Genomic DNA, 23,292 nt, shown 5'->3' on the forward strand with positions numbered 1-23,292 from the left:
GGGGCCCCGTCAAGAGCCGCGGCGCGGGCCGAGAGAGCCGTCAGGCGCTGCCGAAGCGGCGCTGGCGGGACGCGTACTCCTCGCACGCCGCCCACAGGTGCCGGCGGTCGAAGTCGGGCCAGAGGGTGTCGAGGAAGACGAACTCGGCGTAGGCCGACTGCCACAGCAGGAAGTTGCTCGTCCGGTTCTCCCCGGAGCTGCGCACGAACAGGTCGACGTCGGGCATGTCGGGCTCGTCGAGGAACCGCGCGACGACGTCCTCGGTGACCTTCCCCGGGTCCAGCCGTCCGGCGGCGACCTCGCGGGCGATGGCGGCGGCGGCGTCGGCGATCTCGGCCCGGCCGCCGTAGTTGACGCACATGGTCAGCGTGAGGACGTCGTTGTCCTTCGTGAGCTCCTCGGCGACCTCGAGCTCCTTGACGACGCTGCGCCACAGCCGCGGGCGCCGGCCGGCCCAGCGCACCCGGACGCCGAGTTCGTGCATCTCGTCGCGGCGGCGGCGGATGACGTCGCGGTTGAAGCCCATGAGGAAGCGGACCTCCTCGGGGCTGCGCCGCCAGTTCTCGGTGGAGAAGGCGTAGGCGCTGATCGCCCCGATGCCCAGCTCGATGGCGCCCTCGACGCAGTCGAACAGCGAGGACTCCCCCGCCTCGTGGCCCGCCGTCCGGGGCAGGCCCCGCTGCTTGGCCCAGCGGCCGTTGCCGTCCATGACGATCGCGACGTGCCGGGGCACCCTGTCCGCGGGGATCGACGGCGGCCGCGCGCCCGAGGGGTGCGGGTTCGGCGCCTTCACCTCACGCCTCACTCAGCAGGCCCGCTTCCCGCCGGGGGGCGACGTCGGAGCGGTCGACCAGCGGCAGCGACCGCAGCCCGCGCTCGAGGTGCCACTGCAGCAGCGCGGCCACCAGCCCGCTGCCCTCGCGCCGCTGGCCGCTCTCGCTGGCCTCGGCGGTGTCCCAGTCGCCGGACAGCAGCGCCTCCAGGTGACCGATGGTGACCGGGTTGGGCATCGCCGAGCCGGTGGGCCGGCACTCGCGGCAGACGGTGCCGCCGGCCGGGACGGAGAAGTGCCGGTGCGGGCCCTCGGTGCCGCAGCGGGCGCAGTCGCCGAGCGCCGGCTCCCAGCCGGCCACCGACATGGCGCGCAGCAGGAAGGCGTCGAGGACCAGCCCCGCCGGGTGGGTGCGGTCGGACAGTGCCCGCAGCGCGCCGATGACGAGGAGGAACAGTCGCAGCGAGGGCTCCTTCTCCTCCGCCGTCAGCCGGTCGGCGGTCTCCAGCACCGCGGTGCCGGCGGTGTAGGCCGGGTAGTCCCCGGCGATCACCGAGCCGTAGGAGCGGATGGACTCCGCCTGGCTGACGATGTCGAGGCTGCGGCCGGTGTAGAGCTGCAGGTCGACGTGGCTGAAGGGCTCGAGCCGGGCGCCGAACTTGCTCTTGGTGCGGCGCACGCCCTTGGCCACCGCCCGCACCTTGCCGTGCCGGCGGGTGAGGACCGTGACGATCCGGTCGGCCTCCCCCAGCTTCTGGGTGCGCAGGACGACGCCCTCGTCGCGGTACAGCGCCTTCGGTGTGGTGCTCACTCAGTACCCGAGCCTGTTCAGCTTCTTGGGGTCGTCCTGCCACTCGCCGAGGACGGTGACGTGCAGGTCGAGGTGGACGCGGGCGCCGAGCAGCTGCTCCAGGCCGGCGCGCGCCTCGGTGCCGATGGCCTTGATGACCGACCCGCCCTTGCCGAGCAGCATCGGCTTCTGGCTGGGGCGCTCGCAGTGCAGCAGCGCGTGCACCTCCACCAGCTCCGCTCCCTCCCGCTTGGGGTCGGGCCGGCGGTTGAGCTCCTCGACGGTGACGGCGAGGGAGTGCGGCACCTCCTGGAACACCTTCTCCAGCGCCGCCTCGCGGATGAGCTCGGCGATCTGGCGGTCGGTGTCCTCGTCGGTGGTCTGCTCGTCGGGGTAGAGCGGCGGGCCCTCGGGCAGCAGGCCGACCAGCAGGTCCTCGAGCAGCTCGACCTGGTCGCCCGCGACCGCGCTCACCGGCACGACCTCCGCGGCCTCGACCAGCTGGCTGGCGGCCACCAGCTGCTCGGCGACCTGCTTCCTGCTCGCGGCGTCGGTCTTGGTCACGACGACGACCACCGGCGCCGTGACCTCGCGCAGCTGGCGGGCGATGAACCGGTCGCCGGTGCCGACGGGCTGGTCGGCGGGGATGCAGAACACCACGACGTCGACCTCGGAGAGGGTGTCGCGGACGACGTCGTTGAGCCGGCGGCCGAGCAGGCTCTTGGGCTTGTGCAGGCCGGGGGTGTCGACGAGCACCAGCTGGCCGCCGGGCCGGTGCACCACCCCGCGGATGGCGTGCCGGGTGGTCTGCGGGCGGTTGCTGACGATGCCGACCTTCTCGCCGACGATCGCGTTGGTCAGCGTGGTCTTGCCGGCGTTGGGGCGGCCCACCAGGCAGGCGAAGCCGCTGCGGTACGGCTGCTCCGGCGTGCTCACCGGCCCAGTCTCCCACCCCGCTGTGACATCGTCGGCCTACCGGCCGACACCGCGGCCACGTGCCGTCCCCTCCACGCGTGGAGCCCCCACGACCGCTCCTCGCGGAGGCCTCCGGCCCCCACTCGTCGCGGTCAGGAGGTCGAGCGCAGCACCCCGTCGGGGCCGGCGAGGTGCACCGGCGCGGACGGCGTCAGGTCGTGGACCGCGGCCAGCCCGGCCGCCTCCACGGCGTCGGCACCGGAGACGACCGCCGCCGCCTCCAGGCCCTCCACCCCGCTGGACACCGCCGCCGCGACCGCGGCCTGCAGGGCGGACAGCTGCAGCGAGGGCAGCGCCACGCTCGCGGCCACGTAGGTGCGCCCGTCGGTGTCGCGCACCGCGGCGCCCTCGGGTGCGCCGGTGCGGCCGCGGGCGGAGCGGGCCAGGGTGACGAGCTTGGCGTCCTCGGGCTGCAGGTCAGGTGCCGACACGGGGCGTCAGCCTTCCACGCCCGCCGAGACGTCGGCCCGGGTGGCCCCGGACTGGTGCTCGGGGTCGGCGTCGGGCAGCCGCGTGACGAGCAGGGTGTCGATCCGGTTGCGCCGGCCGCCGGTGCTCTCGGCCACCAGCAGCAGCCCGGCGACCTCCGCCTGCGAGCCCTCGATCGGCACCAGGCCCAGCTCCCGGGCGAGCAGCCCGCCGACGGTCTCGACGTCGTCGTCGCGGGGCAGCTCGACGTCGAAGAGCTCGGCGAGGTCCTCCACCGGCAGCCGGGCGGTGATCCGCACCGACCCGTCGTCGAGGTGCTCGACCGGCGGGCGCTGCACGGCGTCGTGCTCGTCGGCGATCTCACCGACGATCTCCTCGAGGATGTCCTCGATGGTGACCAGCCCGGCGAAGCCGCCGTACTCGTCGACCACGATCGCGATGTGCGTGCGGCGGGCCTGCATGTCGCGCAGCAGCTCGTCGACCGGCTTGGACTCCGGCACGAACGCCGCCGGCCGCATGAGCTCCTCGACCCGGGGCCCGCGCGAGTCGCCGAGGTTCTGCGACCGGCGCACCAGGTCCTTGAGGTAGACGACGCCGACGACGTCGTCGACGTTCTCCCCGATCACCGGGATGCGGCTGAACCCGCTGCGCAGCGCCAGGGCCAGCGCCTGCCGGACGGTCTTCGTGCGCTCGATCCAGACGACGTCGGTGCGCGGCACCATGACCTCGCGGGCGATGGTGTCGCCCAGCTCGAACACCGAGTGGATCATGTTGCGCTTGCCGGACTCGACGACGCCGCGCTCCTCGGCCATGTCGACCAGCTCGCGCAGCTCCACCTCGGTGGCGAACGGCCCGTCGCGGTAGCCGCGGCCCGGGGTGATCGCGTTGCCGACCAGGATGAGCAGCGTGGCCACCGGGCCCAGGACGCGGCCGAGCAGCCGCACCAGCCCGGCGGTGGCCAGCGCGGTCGGGTAGGCGTGCTGGCGGCCCAGGGTGCGCGGGCCGACGCCGACGAGCACGTAGCTGACGACGGTCATCACCGCGGCGGCGACCAGGACCGCCCGGCCGGTGCCCTCGACCAGCTCGAGCACGACCACGGTGACCAGGACCGCGGCGACCATCTCGCAGACGATCCGCAGCAGCAGGAGCAGCGACACGTGCCGCGCCCGCTCGGAGAGGACGTCCTCCAGGGTGGCCGCCCGGCGCACGCCGTCGCGCCGCAGCTCCTCGACGCGCGCCTTGGACACCCGCTGCAGGGCGGCGTCCAGCGCGCCGAAGAGCCCGGCGAGGGGCACCAGGCAGACGGCGACGACCAGCAGGGCGATCGCGCCGGCGCTCATCGCGTCACCGCGACCCGGGCCCCCGTTCGGCCGGCTCGCCGGTCACCGGCTGCCGCGGCGCGGACCGCCAGCCCTCGAGCAGGCGGTTCTGCAGGCCGAACATCTCCCGCTCCTCCTCCGGCTCCATGTGGTCGTAGCCGAGCAGGTGCAGCACGCCGTGGGTGGCCAGCAGCAGCAGCTCGTCGTCCATGGAGTGGCCGGCGGCGCGGGCCTGCCGGACGGCGACCGACGGGCACAGCACCACGTCGCCGAGCAGGGCCGGGCCCGGCTCGGGGTCGTCGGGCCGGGCGGTGTCGAGCTCGTCCATGGGGAAGGCCAGGACGTCGGTCGGCCCCTTCTCCCCCATCCAGCGCTCGTGCAGCGTGGACATGTGGTCGGGGTCGACGCACAGCACCGACAGCTCGGCCATCGGGTTGACGCCCATCTCGGCGAGCACGTACCGGCAGATGCCGGTCAGCTCCGCCTCGTCGACGGCGATCTCGGACTCGTTGGCGACCTCGACGGGCACCGCGCTCAGCTCCCCTGCTGCCGGCGTGGCCGCGCCGGCCGGCCGCCCTGCGGTCCCGCGGCGGCCGGGCGGTCCTCGCGCTGCCGGCTGGCGTCCCACCGCTCGTAGGCGTCGACGATGTCGCCCACCAGCCGGTGGCGGACGACGTCGGAGCTGGTGAGGTTGGCGAAGTGCACGTCCTCGATGCCGTCGAGGATCTCCCGCACGATCCGCAACCCGCTCTGCGCGCCGCCGGGCAGGTCGACCTGGGTGATGTCACCGGTGACGACGATCTTGGAGCCGAAGCCGAGCCGGGTGAGGAACATCTTCATCTGCTCGGCGGTGGTGTTCTGCGCCTCGTCGAGGATGACGAACGCGTCGTTGAGCGTGCGCCCGCGCATGTAGGCCAGCGGGGCGACCTCGATGGTGCCCGACTGCATCAGCCGCGGGATCGACTCGGGGTCGACCATGTCGTGCAGCGCGTCGTAGAGCGGCCGCAGGTAGGGGTCGATCTTCTCGCTGAGCGTGCCGGGCAGGTAGCCCAGGCGCTCGCCGGCCTCGACCGCGGGCCGGGTGAGGATGATCCGGTTGACCTGCTTGGTCTGCAGCGCCTGCACGGCCTTGGCCATCGCCAGGTAGGTCTTGCCGGTGCCGGCCGGGCCGATGCCGAAGACGACGGTGTGCGCGTCGATCGCGTCGACGTAGCGCTTCTGGTTCAGCGTCTTGGGCCGGATGGTGCGGCCCCGGCGGCTGATGATGTCGAGGCTGAGGACGTCGGCCGGCCGCTCGGACCCGCCGCTGCGCAGCATGCCGATGACCCGGCGCACCGAGTCGGGCCGCAGCGCCTGGCCGGTGCCGAGCAGCGCGATGAGCTCGTCGAAGACGCGGACGGCGAAGGCGTTGTCGGCCGGCTGCCCGGTCACGGCGATCTCGTTGCCGCGGACGTGCACGTCGGCGGCGAGCTCGCCCTCGACCAGCCGCAGCAGCTCGTCACCGGAGCCGAGCAGGGCGACCATCGAGACGGACTCGGGGACGGTGATGGTGGTGCGCACCGCGGCGGGGGTGGGACCGGCGAGGCTGCTGGCGCCGTCCGCGGCCGCGGCCTGCGCGGAGGCCTCGCGCGCGGTGGGCGCGCCGGGCACGGGGACGTTCGGGGATGGATCGGGCAAGTGCCCTCGACCCTGCCTTCCTGGCACTGAGGCTGCTGACCGGTCGAGTCTACCCGCGCGCGGGGGCCCGGAACCGCCCTCGCGGGCGGCCCTCACCGCCCGGTGTAGCTCGCCCTGCCCGGTCCCTCCTCGAGGAAGGAGGCCACCGCGCCGCGCAGGTCGGCGGTGGCGAACAGCGGCCCGGACACCTGCGCGGTGATCTCGTCGGCGGCCCGCACGCCGTGCCGGACGGCGGTGGTGACCAGCCGCTTGGTGGCCGCGTGCGCCAGCGTCGGCCCGGCCGCCAGCCGGCGGGCGAGGTCGCGGGCGGCCTCGGCGAAGCCGTCGTCGGGCAGCACGCGGTTGACCACGTCCCACCGCTCCAGGACGGCGGCCGGGTAGTGCTCGCCGGTGAGGATGAGCTCCTTGGCCCGCGCCGGGCCGGCGCGCTCGGCCAGCCGCTGCGGCCCGCCCATGGACGGGGTGAGCCCGACGACCACCTCGACCAGCCCGAAGGAGGCGCGCTCGGCGGCGACCAGCAGGTCGCAGGCGAGCGCGATCTCGAAGGCCGCGGTGAGGGTGAGCCCGTGCGCGGCGAAGACCGTGGGCACCGGGAGCTCCTCGATCGTCTGCGCGATGCGCAGGAGCCGGGCCCACAGCGCGGTGCCGCGCTGCGCGGGCTCGGGGCCCTCGGCGATCTCCCGGAAGCCGTGCACGTCGACCCCGCCGGAGACGACCTTCCCCCGGGCCTCGAGGAGCACCGCGCGGGCGCGGTCGGGGCGGCCGGGCTCGGTGAGGGCCACCAGCTCGGCCAGGACCTGCTCGAAGCCGGCGTACACCGGCTCGTCGAACAGGTTCAGCGGCGGCTTGTCCAGCACGACCACGGCGACGTCGCCGTCGCGCTCGAGCCGGACGGGGGCGGCGCCGGGTGCCTGGGTCATGCCGGTCACCCTGCCACGGACGGCTCAGCCGGGCGGCCACCCCAGGTCGCGGCCGCCCAGGACGTGCAGGTGCAGGTGGTGCACGGTCTGGCCGGCCTGCGGGCCGGTGTTGGCCACCAGCCGGTAGCCCGGCTCGGGGCCGTCGTCGGTGGCCAGCCCCTCCTGGACGGCGACCGCGTGCGCGGCGGCCACGACGTCGGCCAGCAGCTGCGGGTCGGCGCCCACGAGCAGGCCGGCCGTCGCGTGGTGGTCCTTGGGGATGACCAGCACGTGGGTCGGGGCCTGCGGGTTGATGTCGCGGAAGGCCAGCGTCCGATCGGTCTCGTGCACGACGTCGGCCGGGATCTCCCCGGCGACCATGCGGCAGAACAGGCAGTCGCTCACGCGCGCACCCTAGGGGGCGCCGGGGACGGCCGGAGGTCAGGATGGGTCGCCCACCACCGATCCCCTGGAGGTCCCGTGCCCCTCCCCCACCGACCCGGCCGGACGTAGTGGCCGCCCGTCGCGCTCTCCGGTCGGGGAGCCCCGTCGTCCCGTCCCTCTCGCGCCGCGCGTTCCTCGCCGGCCTGACCCTCGCCGCCGCTACCGCCTGCGGCCGCTCCTCCCCCGTCGGCCGTGGGACGGCCGCACCCGGCTCGCTCTCCATCGGCGCCATCCCCGACCAGGACCCCGAGGTCCTGCAGCGGCTCCACGGCACCGTGGCCGACTCGCTGTCGGCAGCGCTCGACCTCGACGTCACGTACACGCCGGTCACCGACTACGGCGCGGCGGTCTCCCTGTTCCGCACCGGCGACCTCGACCTCGTCTGGTTCGGCGGGCTGACCGGCGTCCAGGCCCGGTTGCAGACCCCGGGCGCCACGACGATCGCCCAGCGTGACGTCGACACGGACTTCCACTCGGTGTTCGTCGTGCAGTCCGCCACCGGGCTCGCGCCGTCGGACGACCTGCGCCCGCTGGCCGGCCTGCGGTTCACCTACGGCGCGGAGACCTCGACGTCGGGCCGGCTGATGCCCGCGTGGTTCCTGCAGCAGGCCGGCGTCGACCCGCAGGGCTTCCCCGGCGGCCCCGGCTTCTCCGGCTCGCACGACGCCACGTTGCAGCTCGTCGCCTCGGGCAGCTACCAGGCCGGTGTGCTCAACGAGCAGGTGTGGGCCGCGCGCACCGCGGAGGGCGCGGTCGACCCGTCGGTGGTCGCCTACGCCCGGACGCCGGGCTACCACGACTACCACTGGCTGCTCGGCCCGCGCGCCGCCGACCTCGCCGGCCCGCTGCGCGACTACTTCACCGGCCTGCGCGCCGACGACCCGGACGACGCCGCCGTCCTCGACCTGTTCGGCGCCGGGTCGTTCGTGCCGGCGCGCGCCTCGGACCACGACCGGATCGAGCAGATCGGCCGCGAGCTGGGGCTGGTCACCTGAGCGCCGTCCTGCGGCTGACCGGCGTGACCGTCCGCCTCGGGACGGCGACCGTGCTCGACGGCGTCGACCTCACCGTCGGCGCCGGCGAGCGGGTGGCCCTGGCCGGGGCGTCGGGTGCCGGGAAGTCGACGCTGCTGGGCGTGGTCAACGGCACCGTGCCGCCGTCGGCCGGGTCGGTGCGGGTGCTCGGGGCGGACCCGGCGGCGCTGCGCGGGGCGGCGCTGCGCCGGCTGCGCGCCCGGGTGGGCACGGTGCACCAGCACCTGGAGCTGGCCGGCGCGCTGCGGGTGGTGCACGAGGTCAACGCCGGGCGGCTGGGGTCGTGGCCGGCGCTGCGGGCGGCGTGGTCGCTGGTGCGGCCGCAGGGCGTGGCCGACGTCGTCGCCGCGCTGGCGCAGGTGGGCCTGGCCGACCGGGTGTTCGACCGCACCGACGCGCTCTCGGGTGGGCAGCGGCAGCGCGTGGCCGTCGCGCGGGTGCTCGTGCAGCAGCCCGACCTGGTGCTGGCCGACGAGCCGGCGTCCGCGCTGGACCCGGTGCTCACCGAGCGGGTGCTCGGCCTGCTCGCCGGGCCGGCGGGCCGCGGCGGCGCGCTGCTGGCCGCGCTGCACGACCCCGCGCTGGCGCTGCGGCACTGCGACCGGGTGGTGGGCCTGGCCGCCGGCCGGGTGGTCCTCGACGCCCCGGCGGCCGCGCTGACCGTCGCCGACCTCGCCGGGCTCTACGGGACGCCGGCGTGACCGCGCTGCTCGAGCGGCCGGCCGCCGTCGCCCCCCGCCTGCGGCGCGACCGGCGGCGCTGGGCGTGGGGGCTGGCCGCGCTGGCCGCCGTCGGCTGGTCGGTGGCCGGGGCGCTCGACGGGGTCAACCCGGCCGGGGCGGCCCAGGTCGGCGCCTTCGCCGCGGCCGCCCTCTCCCCCGCCGTCGACGGCGCGTTCCTCGGCGTGCTGGCGACGGCGGCGCTGGTGACGGTCGCCTACGCCGTCCTCGGCACCGCGCTGGCCGTGCTGCTCGGGGCGCTGGGCGCCGGAGCCGCCGCGCGCACCACCTGGGGACGGCGCCGGCTGGGCCGGCTGGGCCGGCTGGCCACCCGCGGGGTGCTCGCCGTCCCCCGCGGGCTGCACGAGGCGGTGTGGGGGCTGCTGCTGGTCACCGTGCTGGGCCTGGACCCGTGGGTCGGCGTCCTGGCGATCGGCCTGCCCTACGGCGCGGTGACCGCCACGGTGTTCGGCGCGCTGCTCGACGAGGTGCCCCGCGGGCCGTACGAGGCGCTGCGGGCGGCGGGGGCGGGGCGGGTCGCCGCGGCGCTGTACGGGCTGCTGCCCCGGGCGGCCGGCGGGCTGCTGTCCTACGCCTGCTACCGGCTGGAGTGCGCGGTGCGCTCGGCCGTGGTGCTCGGCCTGGTCGGCGCCGGCGGGCTGGGCTACCAGCTGTCGCTGTCGTTCTCCTCGCTGCGCTGGCCGCAGGTGTGGAGCGCGGTCTACGCGCTGGCGCTGCTGTGCCTGGCCGCCGACGTCGCCGGTCGCGCGGTGCGCCGCCGGCTGGCCGCCCCGCGGCGGCGGGCCGGCGTGCTCTCCCGCGACCGGGTGCTCACGGCCGCGGTGCTCGGCACGCTCGCCGCGGGAGCGTGGTCGTGGTGGTTCCTGGCGCTGTCGCCGGCGTCGCTGGTGTCGGCGCGGGCCCGCGAGCAGGTCGGTGTCGTGCTGCGCGCCGCGTGGCCGCCGTCGGCCGACGCCGACCTGCTGCGGTCGGTGGCGTCGGCGGCGGTGGGAACCGTGCAGACGTCGGTGCTCGCGATCGCGCTCGCGTCCGTGGGGGCGGTGGTCGTGATGGGGGTCGCGGCGCGGCCGGCCGGGCGCTGCCCGCCGGGCCGGCGCCTGGCCGGCGTGCTGGTGCGGCTGGCGCTGCTCCTGCTGCGCGCGGTGCCGGCGCCGGTGTGGGCGCTGGTCCTGCTGTTCGTGCTGCTGCCCGGGGTGCTGCCGGGCGCGGTCGCGCTGGGCGTCTACACGCTGGGGGTGCTCGGCCGGCTGGCCGGTGAGGCGGTCGAGGAGGCCGACGCCGGTCCGCGGGCGGCGCTCGGCGCGCTGGGGGCGCACCCGGTGGCCGGGTGGCTGTACGGGGTGGCGCCGGTGGTGGCCGGGCCGGTGCTGGCGTACGCGCTCCACCGGTGGGAGGTGACCGTGCGGGACACGCTGCTGGTCGGGCTGCTCGGCGCCGGCGGGCTCGGGGCGCTGCTGGCCTCGGAGCTCGCCACGTTCGACTGGCCCGCGGTCGCCACGGTGCTCGCCGCGACCGTCGTCCTCACCCTCGCCGTCGACCTGGTCGGTGACCGCGCCCGCCGCGCGCTGCGCTGAGCCGGGACCGCCGTCCTCCCGCACGTGCCATCGCGCGGGAGGACGCCCCACGACGGCCTTCCTGCAGGGGCGCGCCGCGAGCGTGCGAGCGGCGGGGGGCAGGGAGGTCCTTCATCTGATCGTCGCCGGGCACCCGCCTACCGCCAGCGGGTGGTCACCGACAGGGCGGCCAGGGCGGCGGCGCCGGCGGTCGAGGTCCGCAGCACCTCCGGGCCGAGCCGCACCACCTGCGCGCCGGCCGCCCGCAGCGCCACCACCTCGCCGTCGGTGAGCCCGCCCTCGGGCCCCACGACGACGGCGACCGTGCCGCTCGCGGGCACCTCGACGCCCGACAGCGGACGGCGGCCCTGCTCGTGCAGCACCAGCGCGAGGTCGACGTCCTCGAGCTCGCCGCACACCTGCCGGGTGGTCATCGGCTCCGAGACCTCGGGCACCCGCGGCCGCCGCGACTGCTTGCTCGCCGCCCGCGCCGCGGCCCGCCACCGGGCCAGGCCCTTCTCGACGCGGTCCTCGCGCCAGCGGGTGACGCAGCGCGCGGCCGCCCACGGCACGATCCGGTCCACGCCGAGCTCGGTGGCCAGCTCCACGGCCAGCGGTCCGCGGTCGCCCTTGGGCAGCGCCTGTACCAGCCACAGCTCCGGCTCGGCCTGCGGCACCTCCAGCCGGGCGGTCACCTGCACCCGCAGGCCGGCCGCGCCGGCGTCGAGCACCGTGCCCTCGGCGACCGTGCCGCGGCCGTCGCCGATCCGCACCGGCTCGCCGGTGGTCAGCCGCAGCACGTCGACGGCGTGCCGGCCCTCGGCCCCGCCGACGAGCAGCTCGGGTGCGTCGGGCAGCTCGTCGAGCAGGAACAGCGGGGCGCCGTCGAGGACGGGCCGCTGCTGGCCGGGGGCCGGCCCGCTCACTTGAAGGGGTTCCGCACCCGCGAGAACAGCCCGCCGTGTCCGTCGCCGGACCCCGACGCGGACGCCGGACGGTCCTCGCTGCGGAGCACCGCGAGCTCGCGCAGCAGCTTCTCCTGCTCGGCGTCGAGGCGGGTCGGCGTCTGGACGTCGACGTGCACCAGCAGGTTCCCGCGGCCGGTGGCCCGCAGCCGCGGCGCGCCCTGCCCACGCAGGGTGAGCACGGTGCCCGGCTGGGTGCCGGGGCGGACGTCGACGTCGGTCTCCCCGCCGTCGAGCAGGGTCAGCGGCAGCGTGGTGCCCAGCGCCGCGGCGGTCATCGGCAGCGTGACGTGGCAGTGCAGGTCCTCGCCGTCGCGGCGGAACACCTCGTGCGGGCGCTCGCGGATCTCCACGTACAGGTCGCCGGCCGGCCCGCCGCCGGGGCCGACCTCGCCGCGGCCGGTGAGCCGGATCCGCATGCCGTCCTCGACGCCGGCGGGCACCTTGACCGGGATGGTCCGGCGGGCGCGCACCCGGCCCTCGCTGCCGCACTCGGGGCACGGCTCGGGGATGACCTGGCCGGTGCCGGCGCAGGTCGGGCAGGGCCGGGTGGACACGACCTGGCCGAGGAACGAGCGCTGCACGCTCTGCACCTCGCCGCGGCCGGAGCAGGTGGCGCAGGTGACCGGGTGGGTGCCCGGTGCGGTGCCCGCGCCGCTGCAGGTGCCGCACAGGACCGCGGTGTCGACGGTGATCTCCTCGGTGGTGCCGAAGACCGTCTGCTCCAGGTCGAGCTCGATGCGGATCAGCGCGTCGTCGCCCTCGCGCACGCGGCTGCGGGGGCCGCGGGCGCCCATCCCGCCGGCGCCGCCGAAGAAGGCGTCCATGATGTCGCCGAGGCCGCCGAAGCCGGCCTGCCCGAACGGCGAGCCGCCGCCGGCACCGGGGCCGGTCTCGAACGGGTCGCCGCCGAGGTCGACGATGCGGCGCTTGTCGGGGTCGGTCAGCGCCTGGTAGGCGCGGCTGACCTCCTGGAAGCGCTCCTTGGCCTCGGGGTCGGGGTTGACGTCGGGGTGCAGGTCGCGCGCCAGCCGCCGGTAGGCCTTCTTGATGTCGGCGTCGGACGCGCCCCGGGACAGCCCGAGGACGCCGTAGTAGTCGGTTGCCATCTGTCTTCGAGACCTCAGCTCTCGGCCAGCAGCTGGCCGACGTAACGGGCCACGGCGCGGACCGCGGCCATGTTGCCCGGGTAGTCCATGCGGGTGGGGCCGACGATGCCCAGGCCCCCGAGGGCCCGGTCCCCGGTGCCGTACCCCACGGAGACGACCGATGCACCGGTCAGTGCCTCGTGCGCGTTCTCCTCGCCGATGCGCACCAGCACCGCGCCGCCGGTGTCGACCTCGCTGATCAGCTTGAGGACGACGACCTGCTCCTCCAGCGCCTCCAGCAGCGGGCGCAGGCTGCCCGGGAAGTCCAGGGCGGTGCGGGCGAGGTTCGCCGTCCCGCCGATGACCAGCCGGTCCTCCCCCGGCTCGACCAGCGTCTCCACCAGCGTGGCGCTCACCGCGGCCACCAGCGCCCGCAGGTGCGGCGGCGCGGTGTCGACCAGGTCGGGCACCCGGCTGCCGGCGTCGGCCAGGCGGGCGCCGGCGAAGGCGGAGTTGAGCAGCGCGCGGAGGTCGGCGACGTCGTCCTGGGCCATGTCGACCGGGCACTCCACGACCCGCTGCTCGACCCGGCCGGTGTCGGTGATGAGCACCAGCAGCAGCCGGGAGGCGGTCAGCTGCACCACCTCGAGGTGGCGGACGGCGCTGCGCGAGAGCGTCGGGTACTGCACGACGGCGACCTGGTGGGTCAGCTGCGCCAGCAGCCGCACCGTGCGGCCCAGGACGTCGTGCAGGTCGACGGCGCCGTCGAGGAAGCGCTCGATCGCCTTGCGCTCGGCGGCCGACAGCGGCTTGACCGCCGAGAGCCGGTCGACGAACAGGCGGTAGCCCTTGTCGGTGGGCACGCGGCCGGCGCTGGTGTGCGGCTGGGTGATGTAGCCCTGCTCCTCGAGGACGGCCATGTCGTTGCGGATGGTGGCCGGCGAGACGCCGAGGTCGTGCCGCTCGGCGAGGGCCTTGCTGCCCACCGGGTCGTTGGTGGAGACGTAGTCCTGGACGATGGCCCGCAGGACCTGCAGGCGGCGTTCGTCGTGCGCCACGGTGACACCTCCCCGTACCGGTCGACGTGCCCGTGCGGGCTCCGGGAGACGCGGCCTGCTCCCACCGGGCGCCCCGGTGGGCTGGCACTCGCACGGACCGAGTGCCAGCCCAGCATACGACCGGGCGGCTGGTTCGTCGCGGACTCGGACGCACGCCACACCCGCAGGGGGCGGGCGGGCCCCCCGAGCCGGTGGATAGGCTGACGGACCGACGGTGCCGGAACGGGGTGGGTCAGGACGGAGGTCGGGTCCCTGGTCTTCAAAGCGGTGCGCGACGGTCGTCCCTATCCCGAGCACGGCCTGGCCACGAAGGACTGGGCGATGATCCCGCCCCGGCAGATCCGGCTCGACACGCTGGTCACCACCAAGCGCGAGCTGGCCCTGGACACCCTCCTGGCCGACGACTCCACCTTCTACGGCGACCTCTTCCCGCACGCCGTCCAGTGGCACGGCGAGCTCTACCTCGAGGACGGCCTGCACCGGGCGCTGCGGGCGGCACTGCAGCAGCGCACCGTCATCCACGTCCGCGTGCTCGACCTCGACGCGCTCATGCCCGCCGACCCCGGACGCCCGCACTGACCACGCCGCTCGCCGAGCTGGACGGGGTCGTGCTGCGCCGGGCGCACGCGGACGACGTCCCGGCCATCGTGACGCTCCTGACCGACGACGTCCTCGGCGCCGGCCGCGAGGTCGCCGACCTCGCCCCCTACGAGGCGGCCTTCGCCGCGGTGGACGCCGACCCCGCGCACCTGCTGGTGGTCGCCGACGACGGGGGCGCCGTCGTCGGCACGCTGCAGCTGACGTTCCTCCCCGGGCTGTCCCGCGGCGGCACGCTGCGGGCCCAGGTGGAGGGCGTGCGGGTGGCCGCGGCGGTCCGCGGGCGCGGGCTGGGCGAGGCGATGCTGCGGTGGTGCGCCGACGAGGCCCGCCGCCGTGGCGCGAGCCTGGTGCAGTTGACGACCGACAAGCGCCGCACCGACGCCCACCGCTTCTACGCGCGCCTCGGCTACGTCGCCTCCCACGAGGGCTTCAAGCTGGAGCTGTAGGGCCCGCCGTGCGGCTCGCGTGCCCTGCGGCGCTGCTCGGTCCGCAGCGGCCGACGGTGCAGCCTCGCGCCGCGTCGTCCTCCCGGCATGCTCCGGCCTCCGTGCACCTCCCTGTCCCTACGCAGCCCGTTACGGGAGGGTCCGCGGTCCGCTCACGACTGTCGGCTCGACTTGGGCGTCTCGACGTCGGGCCGGTCGCCGTATCGCCTCCGCGAGCACGAACGCCCCGGCTGCGCCCGTCAGCAGGCCCGAGATCGCCTCCCACCACGGCTGGGCGTCCCAGGGACCGATCGCGTAGGAGAAGAAGGCGACGAGCGGTGATGCCAGGATCAGCAGCACCGCCGCCGCACCGCTCGCCCAGCCGCGGGCGAACACCGCAACGCCCGCGAACAGCAACGGCGGTAGCAGGAGCCAGCACCAGATGGTGACGTTCGAGCCCACGGGGCTGACCACGGTGCCCTCGAGACCCGAGCGCAGGGCCGCCAGTCCGACGTCCGTCACGCTCAGCACGGTCGCCAGGAGGGCCGCGACGGAGGGAAGCCCTGGCCTTCGTCCGGTCAGAGCCCAGGGCAGGGGCAGGAGAGCGATGGCGAGGACGAGCAGCGACGCACCGGCCAGCTGTGCAGCCGCCCCCGCGGGCAGCCACGGCTCCTGGGGTGGGAGGAAGTCGTAGAGGTGGTCCATCCGTGTCTCACACGACCGGGTCTCCTGGTTCCCGCGCCACGGGCATGCACCGGCCCAGCGCTGCCAGGACGCGGCGTGCACGAGGCCTCCGGACGCCATCAGCGTCGTCGCCACCCACACCTTCACGACCCTCGACACCAGGGCTCCCCTCCCCCGCAGAGCGTGCGGCGCCTCGGCAGGCGTGTCCGTTCTGAGGATCCGTCGGCCCGTCGAGTGTCCTGGAGCGGCCCACTACGGGGGAGCCGAGCCAGGTCCAGCGGTCACATCGGGCAGGCGCTTGCTCGGTGCACGGCGGCCCCGCGAGCGGCGTTCGTTTCGCCGTGCTCCAGTTCGTACGTGCACTCGCTGCACGGTTGCCCCTCGGGGACCCGGAGACTCCCGGGATGCTCGCGCCAGTCGTGCCTACAGGCCGGACAGGTCCCGTGGGACCGCACGTGACGGCGTCGTACTGGATTAGCGAGAACGCAGGCGAAGCCGTTGGCAGTGCCTTTGACCATGTCGCTGTGGCCACAGGCAGGCACCCCCTCGTCCGCAGCACAAGGTTTGAGGAGATTACGGTCTTCGCCGGCAGCGCAGCATACGACCCGTCCAAGCAACGGCCCAACAGCTACACGGTGCTCGGGCGCCGCTGATCCGGGACTGGCGGTGGCGACTTGCGTCGCCGTAAGCCCGCCTTTACGGCGAGCCCCGCAGGTGTCTCTGAGCGGCCCACTTAGGAACATCCATGCGTGGGGCCGGGCCGTGCTGGACCGCGCAGGACAGGAACCGCTGGCAGACGGTGCATCGCGATCGTCAGATCTGGAGATCCTTAAGTGTCTCCACTCCCAACCAGAAGGCCGCAGCGCCGGAGGGCACGACGCAGTGTGGTTGTAGCGCCTCGCGGTAGTACCGATCATCGGTTCCGACGTAGCGGATTCGCCGCAGCCAGGTAGGCTCGGCTTCGGCGGAGTCGCGAGCGAACTCGTCATTCAGCTCGAAGCGGTGCTTCTCCTTCAGTCTGCCGCTATGGCGATTCCACCACTCCTCCGAGTCAATCAGCAACAGCGTGCAGATTTCTGGCCGCAGATTTAGGAGATTGACCGCCACCCCAGTAAGACAGAATCGCGCTTGGCCCTCGTCAAGCAACTGGCGTAGGTACCTAAGATGTGCATGGCCGTAGAACGACCTCGGGTCCATCTGAGGTCGCTCGTCCCCAACGTTGAACAGCTCCTCCAGGTACTCGCGATACATGCCATGCGTGACGGAGAATTCAACTTCGTCATCGTCCGCCTCGGCCTGAAGCATGAAGGAGGGAATCACGTGAGCCATGCTACCGTGGAGGGGTGCCTTATTCTTCTCAGATCGCCTCTTAAGCAGTAAGTAGGTGTCAGGTCCGTCCCTATAAGCTATGAGCACCGAAACGGCTAGGCCAGCCGCACGCAGGGACCCATCGACTACGGGATCGCTCACCTGACTATGCAGGTTGCCCCTAAGAATCAACTTTTTCTGCATCCTTGAGAACCGGCGCTTCTCCTCCCGTGAGGAAGCGGCAGTCAGGAACTCGTAGGATAATGCGTCGCAGGTATCAAAAACTTGGAGATAGCGGTCGACGCGGCAGTCGATCGTGAGGCTTTCACCCACGTTCAGGTGAACCATAGAGAATGTTGCCTTGTTGATCTTCGGGTCTACCGTTCCTCGCTTCTCTAGCATCTTCCGATACCGCGACGAACTCGCGCTCAGGTTTGTCTGCTTCGCAGGCGGACTTCGGTCGAGTTGGCCAAGTACCGATTCCGGTCGATCACGCTGCTCCTCGGGTGCTGGGAAAATGGCGACCGGATATCGATGATCGCCTCGGACCAGCAATGGCTGCTCCTGATATTGGTCGCATAAGTAGTCAAGGACCGCTGGACGTAAAGCTTCGCGCGCCCGAGTGAGTTGCTTCTCTATGGCCCACCGAGCAAGGCGACTTCGACCGTGCCAGAGGTCGGTCAGCGCCGCCTTCGCTGACGTGTAGACCGAAGGGGGGAGAGTCTCCACGTGGGCTACCGTCCCACGACATCGGCGAAGTGGGCAGGCAGCACAACGCGATCCCCAACTGAGGAGTCGACTTCGGGGCCCGCTTCGGGCCGCGGGCGGGTCGAGGATGAAACTCTGCCCGCCCGCCGCAGTTGCGGGGAGGGTGACTTGCGGGTGGTGAATTAAGGGTCGAGCCAACTGCAGAGGGCGCGCCGGTTCGCCCAGCAGGCTCCGGCCGGTGTCCCTGAAGCCGCCTTCAAGGACGCGCGAGGGGCGTACGGGATTCGCAGGACAGCGCCTCGTCCGGGAGGGCGGTCTACTGGCGAGGCCCGTCCGGAGCGCGCGAGGCGTCCCGCGGCTACAGCCAGCCCTTGTCGGCGGCGACGCGGGCGGCCTCCACCCGCGTGCGGGCCCCGGTCTTGCCGATCGCCGAGGACAGGTAGTTGCGCACCGTCCCCTCCGACAGGAAGAGCCGGCGGGCGATGTCGGCGACGGTGGCGCCGTCGGCGGCCTCGCGCAGCACGTCGGCCTCGCGCGCCGACAGCGGGGTGGCCCCGAGGGCCAGCGCCGCGGCCGCGAGCTCCCGGTCGATCACCCGCTCCCCGGCGACGACGGCCCGGATGGCCCTCGCCAGCTCGGCGACCGGCGCGTCCTTGACCAGGAACCCGGCGGCGCCGACCTCCATCGCCCGCCGCAGGAAGCCGGGCCGCCCGAAGGTGGTGAGCACGACGGCACGCACCGCGGGCAGCTCCGCGGCCAGCTCGCGGGCGGCCTCGATGCCGTCCTGCCCGGGCATCTCGATGTCGAGCAGCGCGACGTCGGGCGCGTGCTCGCGCGCGGCGGCCAGCACCTGGTCGCCGCGGCCGACCTCGGCGACGACGGTGATGTCCTCCTCGAGGTCGAGCAGCGCCCGCAGCGCGCCGCGGACCATCGACTGGTCCTCGGCCACCAGCACCCGGATCACCGGGTCCCCGCCTCCGCCGGGACCGCGACCAGCGGCAGGACGGCCCGCAGCTCGTACCCGCCGTTGCGTCCCGCGCCGCCGGTCAGCGCCCCGCCGAGCGCGCCCACCCGCTCGGCCAGCCCGGCCAGCCCGGACCCGGGCTCGGTGTCGTCGGCGGGCCCGCGACCGTCGTCGGTCACGGTGAGCACCGCCGCCGCGCCGTCGTCGGTGAGGGTGACGGTCACCGCGCGGGCGCCGCTGTGCCGCAGCACGTTCGTCGTCGCCTCGCGGACCACCCAGCCGAGCGCGGCGTCGACCGGCCCGGGCAGCGGCGGCACCCGGGCCGGCAGCCGCGCGGCGATGCCCGCGCCCGACAGCGCCGAGCGGGCCTCGGCCAGCGCCTGGGCGCAGCTGACCTGCCGGTAGCCGCTGACCGCGTCGCGGACCTCGGCCAGCGCGCGGCGGGCGGCGGCCTCGACGTCGGCCATCTCGGCGCGCGCCCGGGCGGGGTCGACCTCGGCCAGCCGCCCGGCCAGCTCGCTCTTGAGCGCGATGAGCGACAGGCTGTGGCCGAGCAGGTCGTGCAGGTCGCGGGCGAAGCGCAGCCGCTCCTCGGCGACGGCGTTGCGGGCCAGCTCCTCGCGGGCCTCGGCCAGCTCGGCGTTCACCGACACCAGGTGCCGGGTGCCGCGCAGCGCGAACGCGGTCAGCAGGCACAGCACCGGCAGGACGAGCAGCCCGGTCTCGCCGTGCAGGGTGACCACCGCGGCGCACACCAGCGCGGCCGCGAGGACCGCCGGCCACGTCCAGCGGGTGGGCAGCGCCACGGTCGACGCCGCCGAGACGTAGATCAGCAGCCCGGCCCAGGACGGCCCCAGCCACACCGCCAGCCCGGTGCCGAGGACGGCGACCACGGCCAGCCGCCCGAGCAGCGACCCGCTCCAGCAGCCGCCGAACGCCCGCCGGAAGACGTCGAGGTAGACGCCGGTGAACACCAGCAGCGCGGCACCGGCGACCACGCGGACGCCGAGCGGGCGGTCGGTGGTGACCAGGTCGGCGGCCGGGAAGAACTGGAACAGCAGCCAGGGCAGCGCCCAGCCGACGCGGTACCAGCGGGGACGGGGGTCCACGGCGCCCGACCGTAGCCCGCTCAGCCCGCGACCGCGGGCAGCGACCGCCGCCGGGCGGCGACCACGGCCAGGACCGCGAAGGCGAGCGCGAACGCGGTGAGGGCCGCGGCCGCGGCGGGGGACGGCGGCCGGCCCTCAGCGGCGGCGCGGCCGGCCTCGGCGTACCAGTAGGACGGCAGCCCGTGCGCCACCGCGCGCAGGCCCGAGGGGAACAGCTCGACCGGCACCCACAGGCCGCCGAGCGCGGCCAGCACGGTGCCGACGATCCCGACCGCGCCGCCGGCGGCCCGCTCCTCCAGCGCCCAGCCGAGCAGCAGCCCCAGCGCCACGAACGCCGCCGACCCGAGCCACAGCACGCCGACCAGCCCGGCCCACTCCCCCGGCGCGAGCCGCACGCCGTTGACGAACCGGCCGGTGAGGGCGACCACGACCAGCGGCGGCAGGGTCAGCAGCATCCCGACGGCGACGTCGACGGCGACCACCGACGTCTGCGGCACCGGGGTGACCCGCAGCTGCCGCAGCCACCCCGACGCGCGGTCGAAGGAGAGCCGGACGGTCGCGCCGAGGGCGGCCCCGATGGCGCCGTAGGCCATCATCGCGACCATCGTGGCCGCCGCCTGCTCGGGGCTGACCCCGCCCGGCGTGCCGGCGAAGACCTGGGTGAAGAAGACGGTGAAGGCGGCCGGCAGCAGCACGGTGAAGAACAGGAACTGCCGGTTGCGGGCCACCCGGCGCAGCTGGAAGGCGAGCAGCGGGCTCATCGGGTTCCCCCGGTCAGGGTCAGGACGGCGTCCTCGAGGCTGGCGCCGCGGACCTCGAGGTCGGCCAGCGGGACGCCGGCGGCGAGCAGCGCGCGCAGCGTAACGTCGACGTCGGTGGTGGTGAGCGCGACGGTGCCGCCCTGCCGGTCGACGGCGGTGACGCCGGGCAGCGGGTCGGGCAGCCGGCCCGCGGTGAGGCGGACGGTGCGCCCACCGACCGCCGAGCGCACCTGCGCGGAGGCCCCGTCGGCGACCACCCGCCCACCGGCCAGCACCACCACCCGGTCGGCGACGGCGTCGGCCTCCTCGAGGTGGTGGGTGGCGAACACGACGGTGGTGCCGCGGGCGGCCAGGTCGCGCATCGTCGTCCAGAAGGCCCGGCGGCCCTCGGCGTCCATCGCCGACGTGGGCTCGTCGAGCAGCAGCAGCGGCGGCTGACCGGCCAGGGCGAGGGCGAGCAGCACGCGCTGGCGCTGGCCGCCCGACAGCGCGCCGACGTCGCGGCCGAGCAGCCCGCCGGTGCCGGTGGTGGCGGTCAGGTCCTCGAGCGGCCAGGGGTCGGGGTAGCTGCTGCGGACCAGGTGCACCACCTCGCCGACGCGCGCGTCCCCCGGCAGGCCGCCGTGCTGCAGCATCGCGCCGACGCACCCGGCGCGGACGGCGTCGGCCGGGCGGCGACCCAGCACGCGCACGCTGCCGACCGCGGGGCGCAGCAGCCCGAGGACGGCGCCGACGGTGCTGGACTTGCCCGCGCCGTTGGGACCGAGCAGCGCGACGGTCTCGCCGCGGCCGATGCGCAGGTCGAGGCCGTCGACGGCGAGGACGTCGCCGTGGCGGACGGTGAGGCCGGAGACCTCGAGAGCGGTGGTGGACACGGCGTCGAGCCTGTCCGCGCACCCGGTGCCGGCAGTAGTGCGGGACGTCGCCGTCCCGCCGTGACACCTGTCAGTCCGTGAGGTCCCGCACGACGGCGTCGGCGAGCAGGCGGCCGCGGTCGGTGAGCACCGCCCGGCCGGCCGCGTGGGCGGCCGGGTCGAGCAGGCCGCGGGCGACGGCGTCGGCGGCGCGCAGCCGGCCGGCGTCCGACAGCGCGGGAAGCGGCAGCCCGTCGCGCAGCCGCAGGCCGAGCATCACCGTCTCCAGCGCGCGGTCGGCGGGCTCGAGGACCTCGCTGTCGGCCACCGGGTCCTCCCCCGCAGCCAGCCGCTGCGCGTAGGCGGCCGGGTGCTTGACGTTCCACCACCGCACCCCGCCGACGTGGCTGTGTGCACCCGGCCCGACGCCCCACCAGTTCGCGTTGGCCCAGTACAGCTCGTTGTGCCGGCAGCGGGCGGCGTCCCCGCGCGACCAGTTGCTCACCTCGTACCAGTCGAACCCGGCGCCGCGCAGCACGGTGTCGGCCTGCACGTAGCGGTCGGCGAGCACGTCGTCGTCAGGCAGCGGCAGCTCGCCGCGGGCGATGCGGCGGGCCAGCCGGGTGCCCTCCTCGACGATGAGCGCGTAGGCGCTGACGTGGTCGACCGGCGCGGCCAGGACGGCGTCGAGGGAGGCGGACCAGTCGGCGTCGGTCTCGCCCGGCGTGCCGTAGATGAGGTCGAGGTTGACGTGCGCGAAGCCGGCGGCGCGGGCCTCGCGTGCGGCCTGGACGGCGCGGCCGGGGGTGTGCCGGCGGTCGAGGACGGCCAGCACGTGCTCGGCGGCCGACTGCATGCCCAGGCTCAGCCGGGTGAAGCCGGCCGCGCGCAGGGTGCCCAGGCTCGCCGGCGTCACGGACTCGGGGTTGGCCTCGGTGGTCACCTCGACGTCGTCGGCGACGGGGAACAGCTCCCGGACGGCGGCCAGCACGGCGGCCAGGTCCTCGGCGGGCAGCAGCGTCGGGGTGCCGCCGCCGACGAAGACGGTGGAGACCGTCGGCAGGTCGGGGCCGAGGACGTCGGCCGCGCGGCGCAGCTCGGTGATCGCCGTCCCGGCGTACTCGGCGCGGTTCGCGCCGGGGCCGAGCTCGTCGGAGGTGTAGGTGTTGAAGTCGCAGTAGCCGCAGCGGGTGGCGCAGAACGGCACGTGCACGTAGAGCCCGAAGGGCGTGCGGGCCAGTCCCTCGCGGGCGCTGTCGGGGAGCTGCAGGGTCCGCGGCGGGGCCTCCAGCAGCGGCAGGACGGTGTTCATCTGACCCCAGTGTGCCGCGCCGGGCAGGATGTCCGGTCGTGGCTGACGACGACGTGCTGCAGGTCTCGGTCGAGCGCGGGGTGGCGACCCTCACGCTCGACTCCCCCGCCAACCGCAACGCCCTCTCCCGCGCGGTGCGGGCCCGGCTGCGCGAGGCGCTCGACGCCGCGCTGACCGACGATGCGGTGCGGGTCGTCGCGCTCGACCACACCGGCCGGGTGTTCTGCTCGGGCATGGACCTCACCGAGGCGGCCGGGGCGGGCGCCGGCGACCAGGGCGTGCGCGAGCTGCCCGAGCTGCTCGAGCGGATCTGGACCGCCCCCAAGCCCGTGGTGGCCACCGTGCGGGGTCCCGCGCGGGCCGGCGGGGTCGGGCTGCTGGCCGCCTGCGACGTCGTCGTGGCCGGCGCCTCGGCGACCTTCGCCTTCTCGGAGGTGCGGCTGGGCATCGTGCCCGCGGTGATCTCGGCAGTGGTGCTGCCACGGGTGCTGCCGCACGTGGCGCACCGGCTGATGCTGACCGGTGAGGTCTTCGACGCCGCCGCCGCGGCCGCCGGCGGGCTGGTCGACCTCGCCGTGCCCGACGACGAGGTGGACGCCGCCGTCGAGGCGCAGGTGCGGGCGCTGGCCGCGGGCTCGCCGTGGGCGCTGGCCGAGACCAAGCGGCTGCTGCGGGCGGGCGGGCTGCGCGGCTCCTTCGACGACCTGCTCGACCTCTCCGCGCGGGCGTTCGCCGGCGAGGAGGGGCAGGAGGGGATCGCGGCCTTCCGGGAGAAGCGGCCGGCGCGCTGGGTGCCGGCCTCCTAGCGCCGGCCGCGGGTGCGC

The 23,292-nt window shown here is 75.0% G+C and carries 25 protein-coding genes; 6 read left to right on the forward strand and 19 right to left on the reverse strand.

Going from position 1 to position 23,292, the window contains the following annotated elements; all coding sequences use genetic code 11:
* Positions 1-40: 40 nt before the first annotated feature.
* From LY71_RS19540 to LY71_RS19580, 9 genes are all read right to left on the reverse strand, one after another.
* The gene (locus LY71_RS19540) at positions 41-805 is read right to left on the reverse strand and encodes an isoprenyl transferase (RefSeq protein ID WP_106280849.1); all 765 of its coding nucleotides are present in this window, start codon (positions 803-805) and stop codon (positions 41-43) included.
* Positions 795-1,583, reverse strand: coding sequence for a DNA repair protein RecO (gene recO / locus LY71_RS19545; RefSeq protein WP_106280851.1), 789 nt, complete (start codon positions 1,581-1,583; stop codon positions 795-797). Before recO ends, LY71_RS19540 begins: the two co-directional genes overlap by 11 nt.
* Positions 1,584-2,498: a GTPase Era gene (gene era, locus LY71_RS19550; RefSeq protein ID WP_106280853.1), complete on the reverse strand. Its 915-nt coding sequence runs from the start codon at positions 2,496-2,498 to the stop codon at positions 1,584-1,586.
* Positions 2,499-2,629: 131 nt separating this feature from the next.
* Entirely contained in the window at positions 2,630-2,968 is a 339-nt protein-coding gene (locus tag LY71_RS19555; RefSeq protein WP_106280857.1) for a cytidine deaminase, read from the reverse strand.
* 6 nt (positions 2,969-2,974) lie between these two features.
* Positions 2,975-4,306 (reverse strand): hemolysin family protein, encoded by a 1,332-nt coding sequence (locus tag LY71_RS19560; protein ID WP_106280860.1) that lies wholly within the window; start codon positions 4,304-4,306, stop codon positions 2,975-2,977.
* 4 nt (positions 4,307-4,310) lie between these two features.
* On the reverse strand, positions 4,311-4,814 hold the full coding sequence (ybeY, locus tag LY71_RS19565) for an rRNA maturation RNase YbeY (protein ID WP_106280862.1): 504 nt from the start codon (positions 4,812-4,814) through the stop codon (positions 4,311-4,313).
* A 5-nt stretch (positions 4,815-4,819) separates the two neighbouring features.
* On the reverse strand, positions 4,820-5,962 hold the full coding sequence (locus LY71_RS19570) for a PhoH family protein (RefSeq protein ID WP_245888118.1): 1,143 nt from the start codon (positions 5,960-5,962) through the stop codon (positions 4,820-4,822).
* A gap of 92 nt (positions 5,963-6,054) precedes the next feature.
* The gene (locus LY71_RS19575; RefSeq protein ID WP_106281013.1) at positions 6,055-6,882 is read right to left on the reverse strand and encodes an enoyl-CoA hydratase/isomerase family protein; all 828 of its coding nucleotides are present in this window, start codon (positions 6,880-6,882) and stop codon (positions 6,055-6,057) included.
* A gap of 24 nt (positions 6,883-6,906) precedes the next feature.
* Positions 6,907-7,266, reverse strand: a complete 360-nt coding sequence (locus LY71_RS19580) for a histidine triad nucleotide-binding protein (RefSeq protein ID WP_211297437.1) — start codon at positions 7,264-7,266, stop codon at positions 6,907-6,909.
* Positions 7,267-7,373: 107 nt separating this feature from the next.
* On the opposite strand from LY71_RS19580, the gene LY71_RS19585 reads away from it, so the two are divergent.
* From LY71_RS19585 to LY71_RS19595, 3 genes are read left to right on the forward strand one after another with little or no spacing between them, the layout of a single operon-like run.
* Complete coding sequence (locus LY71_RS19585) at positions 7,374-8,300, forward strand: putative selenate ABC transporter substrate-binding protein (protein WP_211297438.1); 927 nt, start codon at positions 7,374-7,376, stop codon at positions 8,298-8,300.
* A gap of 23 nt (positions 8,301-8,323) precedes the next feature.
* Positions 8,324-9,040 (forward strand): phosphonate ABC transporter ATP-binding protein, encoded by a 717-nt coding sequence (locus tag LY71_RS19590; RefSeq protein ID WP_245888119.1) that lies wholly within the window; start codon positions 8,324-8,326, stop codon positions 9,038-9,040.
* The gene (locus LY71_RS19595; protein ID WP_106280868.1) at positions 9,037-10,653 is read left to right on the forward strand and encodes an ABC transporter permease subunit; all 1,617 of its coding nucleotides are present in this window, start codon (positions 9,037-9,039) and stop codon (positions 10,651-10,653) included. The genes LY71_RS19590 and LY71_RS19595 overlap by 4 nt, the downstream gene beginning before the upstream one ends.
* 137 nt (positions 10,654-10,790) lie before the next feature.
* On the opposite strand, the gene LY71_RS19600 is transcribed toward LY71_RS19595, so the two are convergent.
* The 3 genes from LY71_RS19600 to hrcA are packed head-to-tail and all read right to left on the reverse strand — an operon-like array spanning position 10,791 to position 13,743.
* Positions 10,791-11,558 (reverse strand): 16S rRNA (uracil(1498)-N(3))-methyltransferase, encoded by a 768-nt coding sequence (locus tag LY71_RS19600; protein WP_106280870.1) that lies wholly within the window; start codon positions 11,556-11,558, stop codon positions 10,791-10,793.
* Positions 11,555-12,706 (reverse strand): molecular chaperone DnaJ, encoded by a 1,152-nt coding sequence (gene dnaJ / locus LY71_RS19605; protein WP_106280873.1) that lies wholly within the window; start codon positions 12,704-12,706, stop codon positions 11,555-11,557. The genes LY71_RS19600 and dnaJ overlap by 4 nt, the downstream gene beginning before the upstream one ends.
* Positions 12,707-12,720: 14 nt before the next feature.
* Positions 12,721-13,743 (reverse strand): heat-inducible transcriptional repressor HrcA, encoded by a 1,023-nt coding sequence (gene hrcA, locus LY71_RS19610; protein ID WP_106280875.1) that lies wholly within the window; start codon positions 13,741-13,743, stop codon positions 12,721-12,723.
* 267 nt (positions 13,744-14,010) lie between these two features.
* Here hrcA and LY71_RS19615 point away from each other — a divergent pair, with 267 nt between their 5' ends.
* A complete protein-coding gene (locus LY71_RS19615) occupies positions 14,011-14,322 on the forward strand; it encodes a type II toxin-antitoxin system VapB family antitoxin (protein ID WP_425433035.1) in 312 nt (103 codons plus the stop codon).
* 29 nt (positions 14,323-14,351) lie between these two features.
* Positions 14,352-14,789 (forward strand): GNAT family N-acetyltransferase, encoded by a 438-nt coding sequence (locus tag LY71_RS19620; RefSeq protein ID WP_245888121.1) that lies wholly within the window; start codon positions 14,352-14,354, stop codon positions 14,787-14,789.
* Between the two features lie 129 nt (positions 14,790-14,918).
* Here the strand turns inward: LY71_RS19620 and LY71_RS19625 are convergent, their stop codons facing one another.
* The 7 genes from LY71_RS19625 to hemW form a co-directional block, all read right to left on the reverse strand.
* The gene (locus LY71_RS19625; RefSeq protein ID WP_146146190.1) at positions 14,919-15,473 is read right to left on the reverse strand and encodes a hypothetical protein; all 555 of its coding nucleotides are present in this window, start codon (positions 15,471-15,473) and stop codon (positions 14,919-14,921) included.
* A 792-nt stretch (positions 15,474-16,265) separates the two neighbouring features.
* Entirely contained in the window at positions 16,266-17,162 is an 897-nt protein-coding gene (locus tag LY71_RS23215; RefSeq protein ID WP_146146191.1) for a hypothetical protein, read from the reverse strand.
* Positions 17,163-17,826: 664 nt separating this feature from the next.
* Positions 17,827-18,432 (reverse strand): response regulator transcription factor, encoded by a 606-nt coding sequence (locus tag LY71_RS19635; RefSeq protein WP_091113924.1) that lies wholly within the window; start codon positions 18,430-18,432, stop codon positions 17,827-17,829.
* Entirely contained in the window at positions 18,429-19,541 is a 1,113-nt protein-coding gene (locus LY71_RS19640) for a sensor histidine kinase (RefSeq protein WP_106280886.1), read from the reverse strand. The genes LY71_RS19635 and LY71_RS19640 overlap by 4 nt, the downstream gene beginning before the upstream one ends.
* Positions 19,542-19,561: 20 nt before the next feature.
* Complete coding sequence (locus LY71_RS19645) at positions 19,562-20,302, reverse strand: ABC transporter permease (protein WP_106280889.1); 741 nt, start codon at positions 20,300-20,302, stop codon at positions 19,562-19,564.
* Positions 20,299-21,177 carry an ABC transporter ATP-binding protein gene (locus LY71_RS19650; RefSeq protein WP_106280891.1) on the reverse strand — a complete coding sequence of 293 codons (879 nt, stop codon included), beginning with the start codon at positions 21,175-21,177 and terminating at the stop codon, positions 20,299-20,301. Before LY71_RS19650 ends, LY71_RS19645 begins: the two co-directional genes overlap by 4 nt.
* A 70-nt stretch (positions 21,178-21,247) precedes the next feature.
* Positions 21,248-22,468 (reverse strand): radical SAM family heme chaperone HemW, encoded by a 1,221-nt coding sequence (hemW, locus tag LY71_RS19655; RefSeq protein WP_106280893.1) that lies wholly within the window; start codon positions 22,466-22,468, stop codon positions 21,248-21,250.
* 38 nt (positions 22,469-22,506) lie between these two features.
* Here hemW and LY71_RS19660 point away from each other — a divergent pair, with 38 nt between their 5' ends.
* Positions 22,507-23,274: an enoyl-CoA hydratase-related protein gene (locus LY71_RS19660; protein WP_106280895.1), complete on the forward strand. Its 768-nt coding sequence runs from the start codon at positions 22,507-22,509 to the stop codon at positions 23,272-23,274.
* Positions 23,275-23,292: the final 18 nt, after the last annotated feature.

The organism is Geodermatophilus tzadiensis (assembly GCF_003002915.1).
In the GTDB taxonomy this organism is placed as follows: domain Bacteria; phylum Actinomycetota; class Actinomycetes; order Mycobacteriales; family Geodermatophilaceae; genus Geodermatophilus; species Geodermatophilus tzadiensis.

What these genes read in the sequence shown, in the direction of transcription:
- LY71_RS19560 (WP_106280860.1), bottom strand. Translation starts at nt 4,306, where the DNA reads ATGAGCGCCGGCGCGATCGCCCTGCTGGTCGTCGCCGTCTGCCTGGTG.
- LY71_RS19575 (WP_106281013.1), bottom strand. Translation starts at nt 6,882, where the DNA reads ATGACCCAGGCACCCGGCGCCGCCCCCGTCCGGCTCGAGCGCGACGGC.
- dnaJ (WP_106280873.1), bottom strand. Translation starts at nt 12,706, where the DNA reads ATGGCAACCGACTACTACGGCGTCCTCGGGCTGTCCCGGGGCGCGTCC.
- LY71_RS19625 (WP_146146190.1), bottom strand. Translation starts at nt 15,473, where the DNA reads ATGGACCACCTCTACGACTTCCTCCCACCCCAGGAGCCGTGGCTGCCC.
- LY71_RS23215 (WP_146146191.1), bottom strand. Translation starts at nt 17,162, where the DNA reads ATGCTAGAGAAGCGAGGAACGGTAGACCCGAAGATCAACAAGGCAACA.
- LY71_RS19645 (WP_106280889.1), bottom strand. Translation starts at nt 20,302, where the DNA reads ATGAGCCCGCTGCTCGCCTTCCAGCTGCGCCGGGTGGCCCGCAACCGG.
- hemW (WP_106280893.1), bottom strand. Translation starts at nt 22,468, where the DNA reads ATGAACACCGTCCTGCCGCTGCTGGAGGCCCCGCCGCGGACCCTGCAG.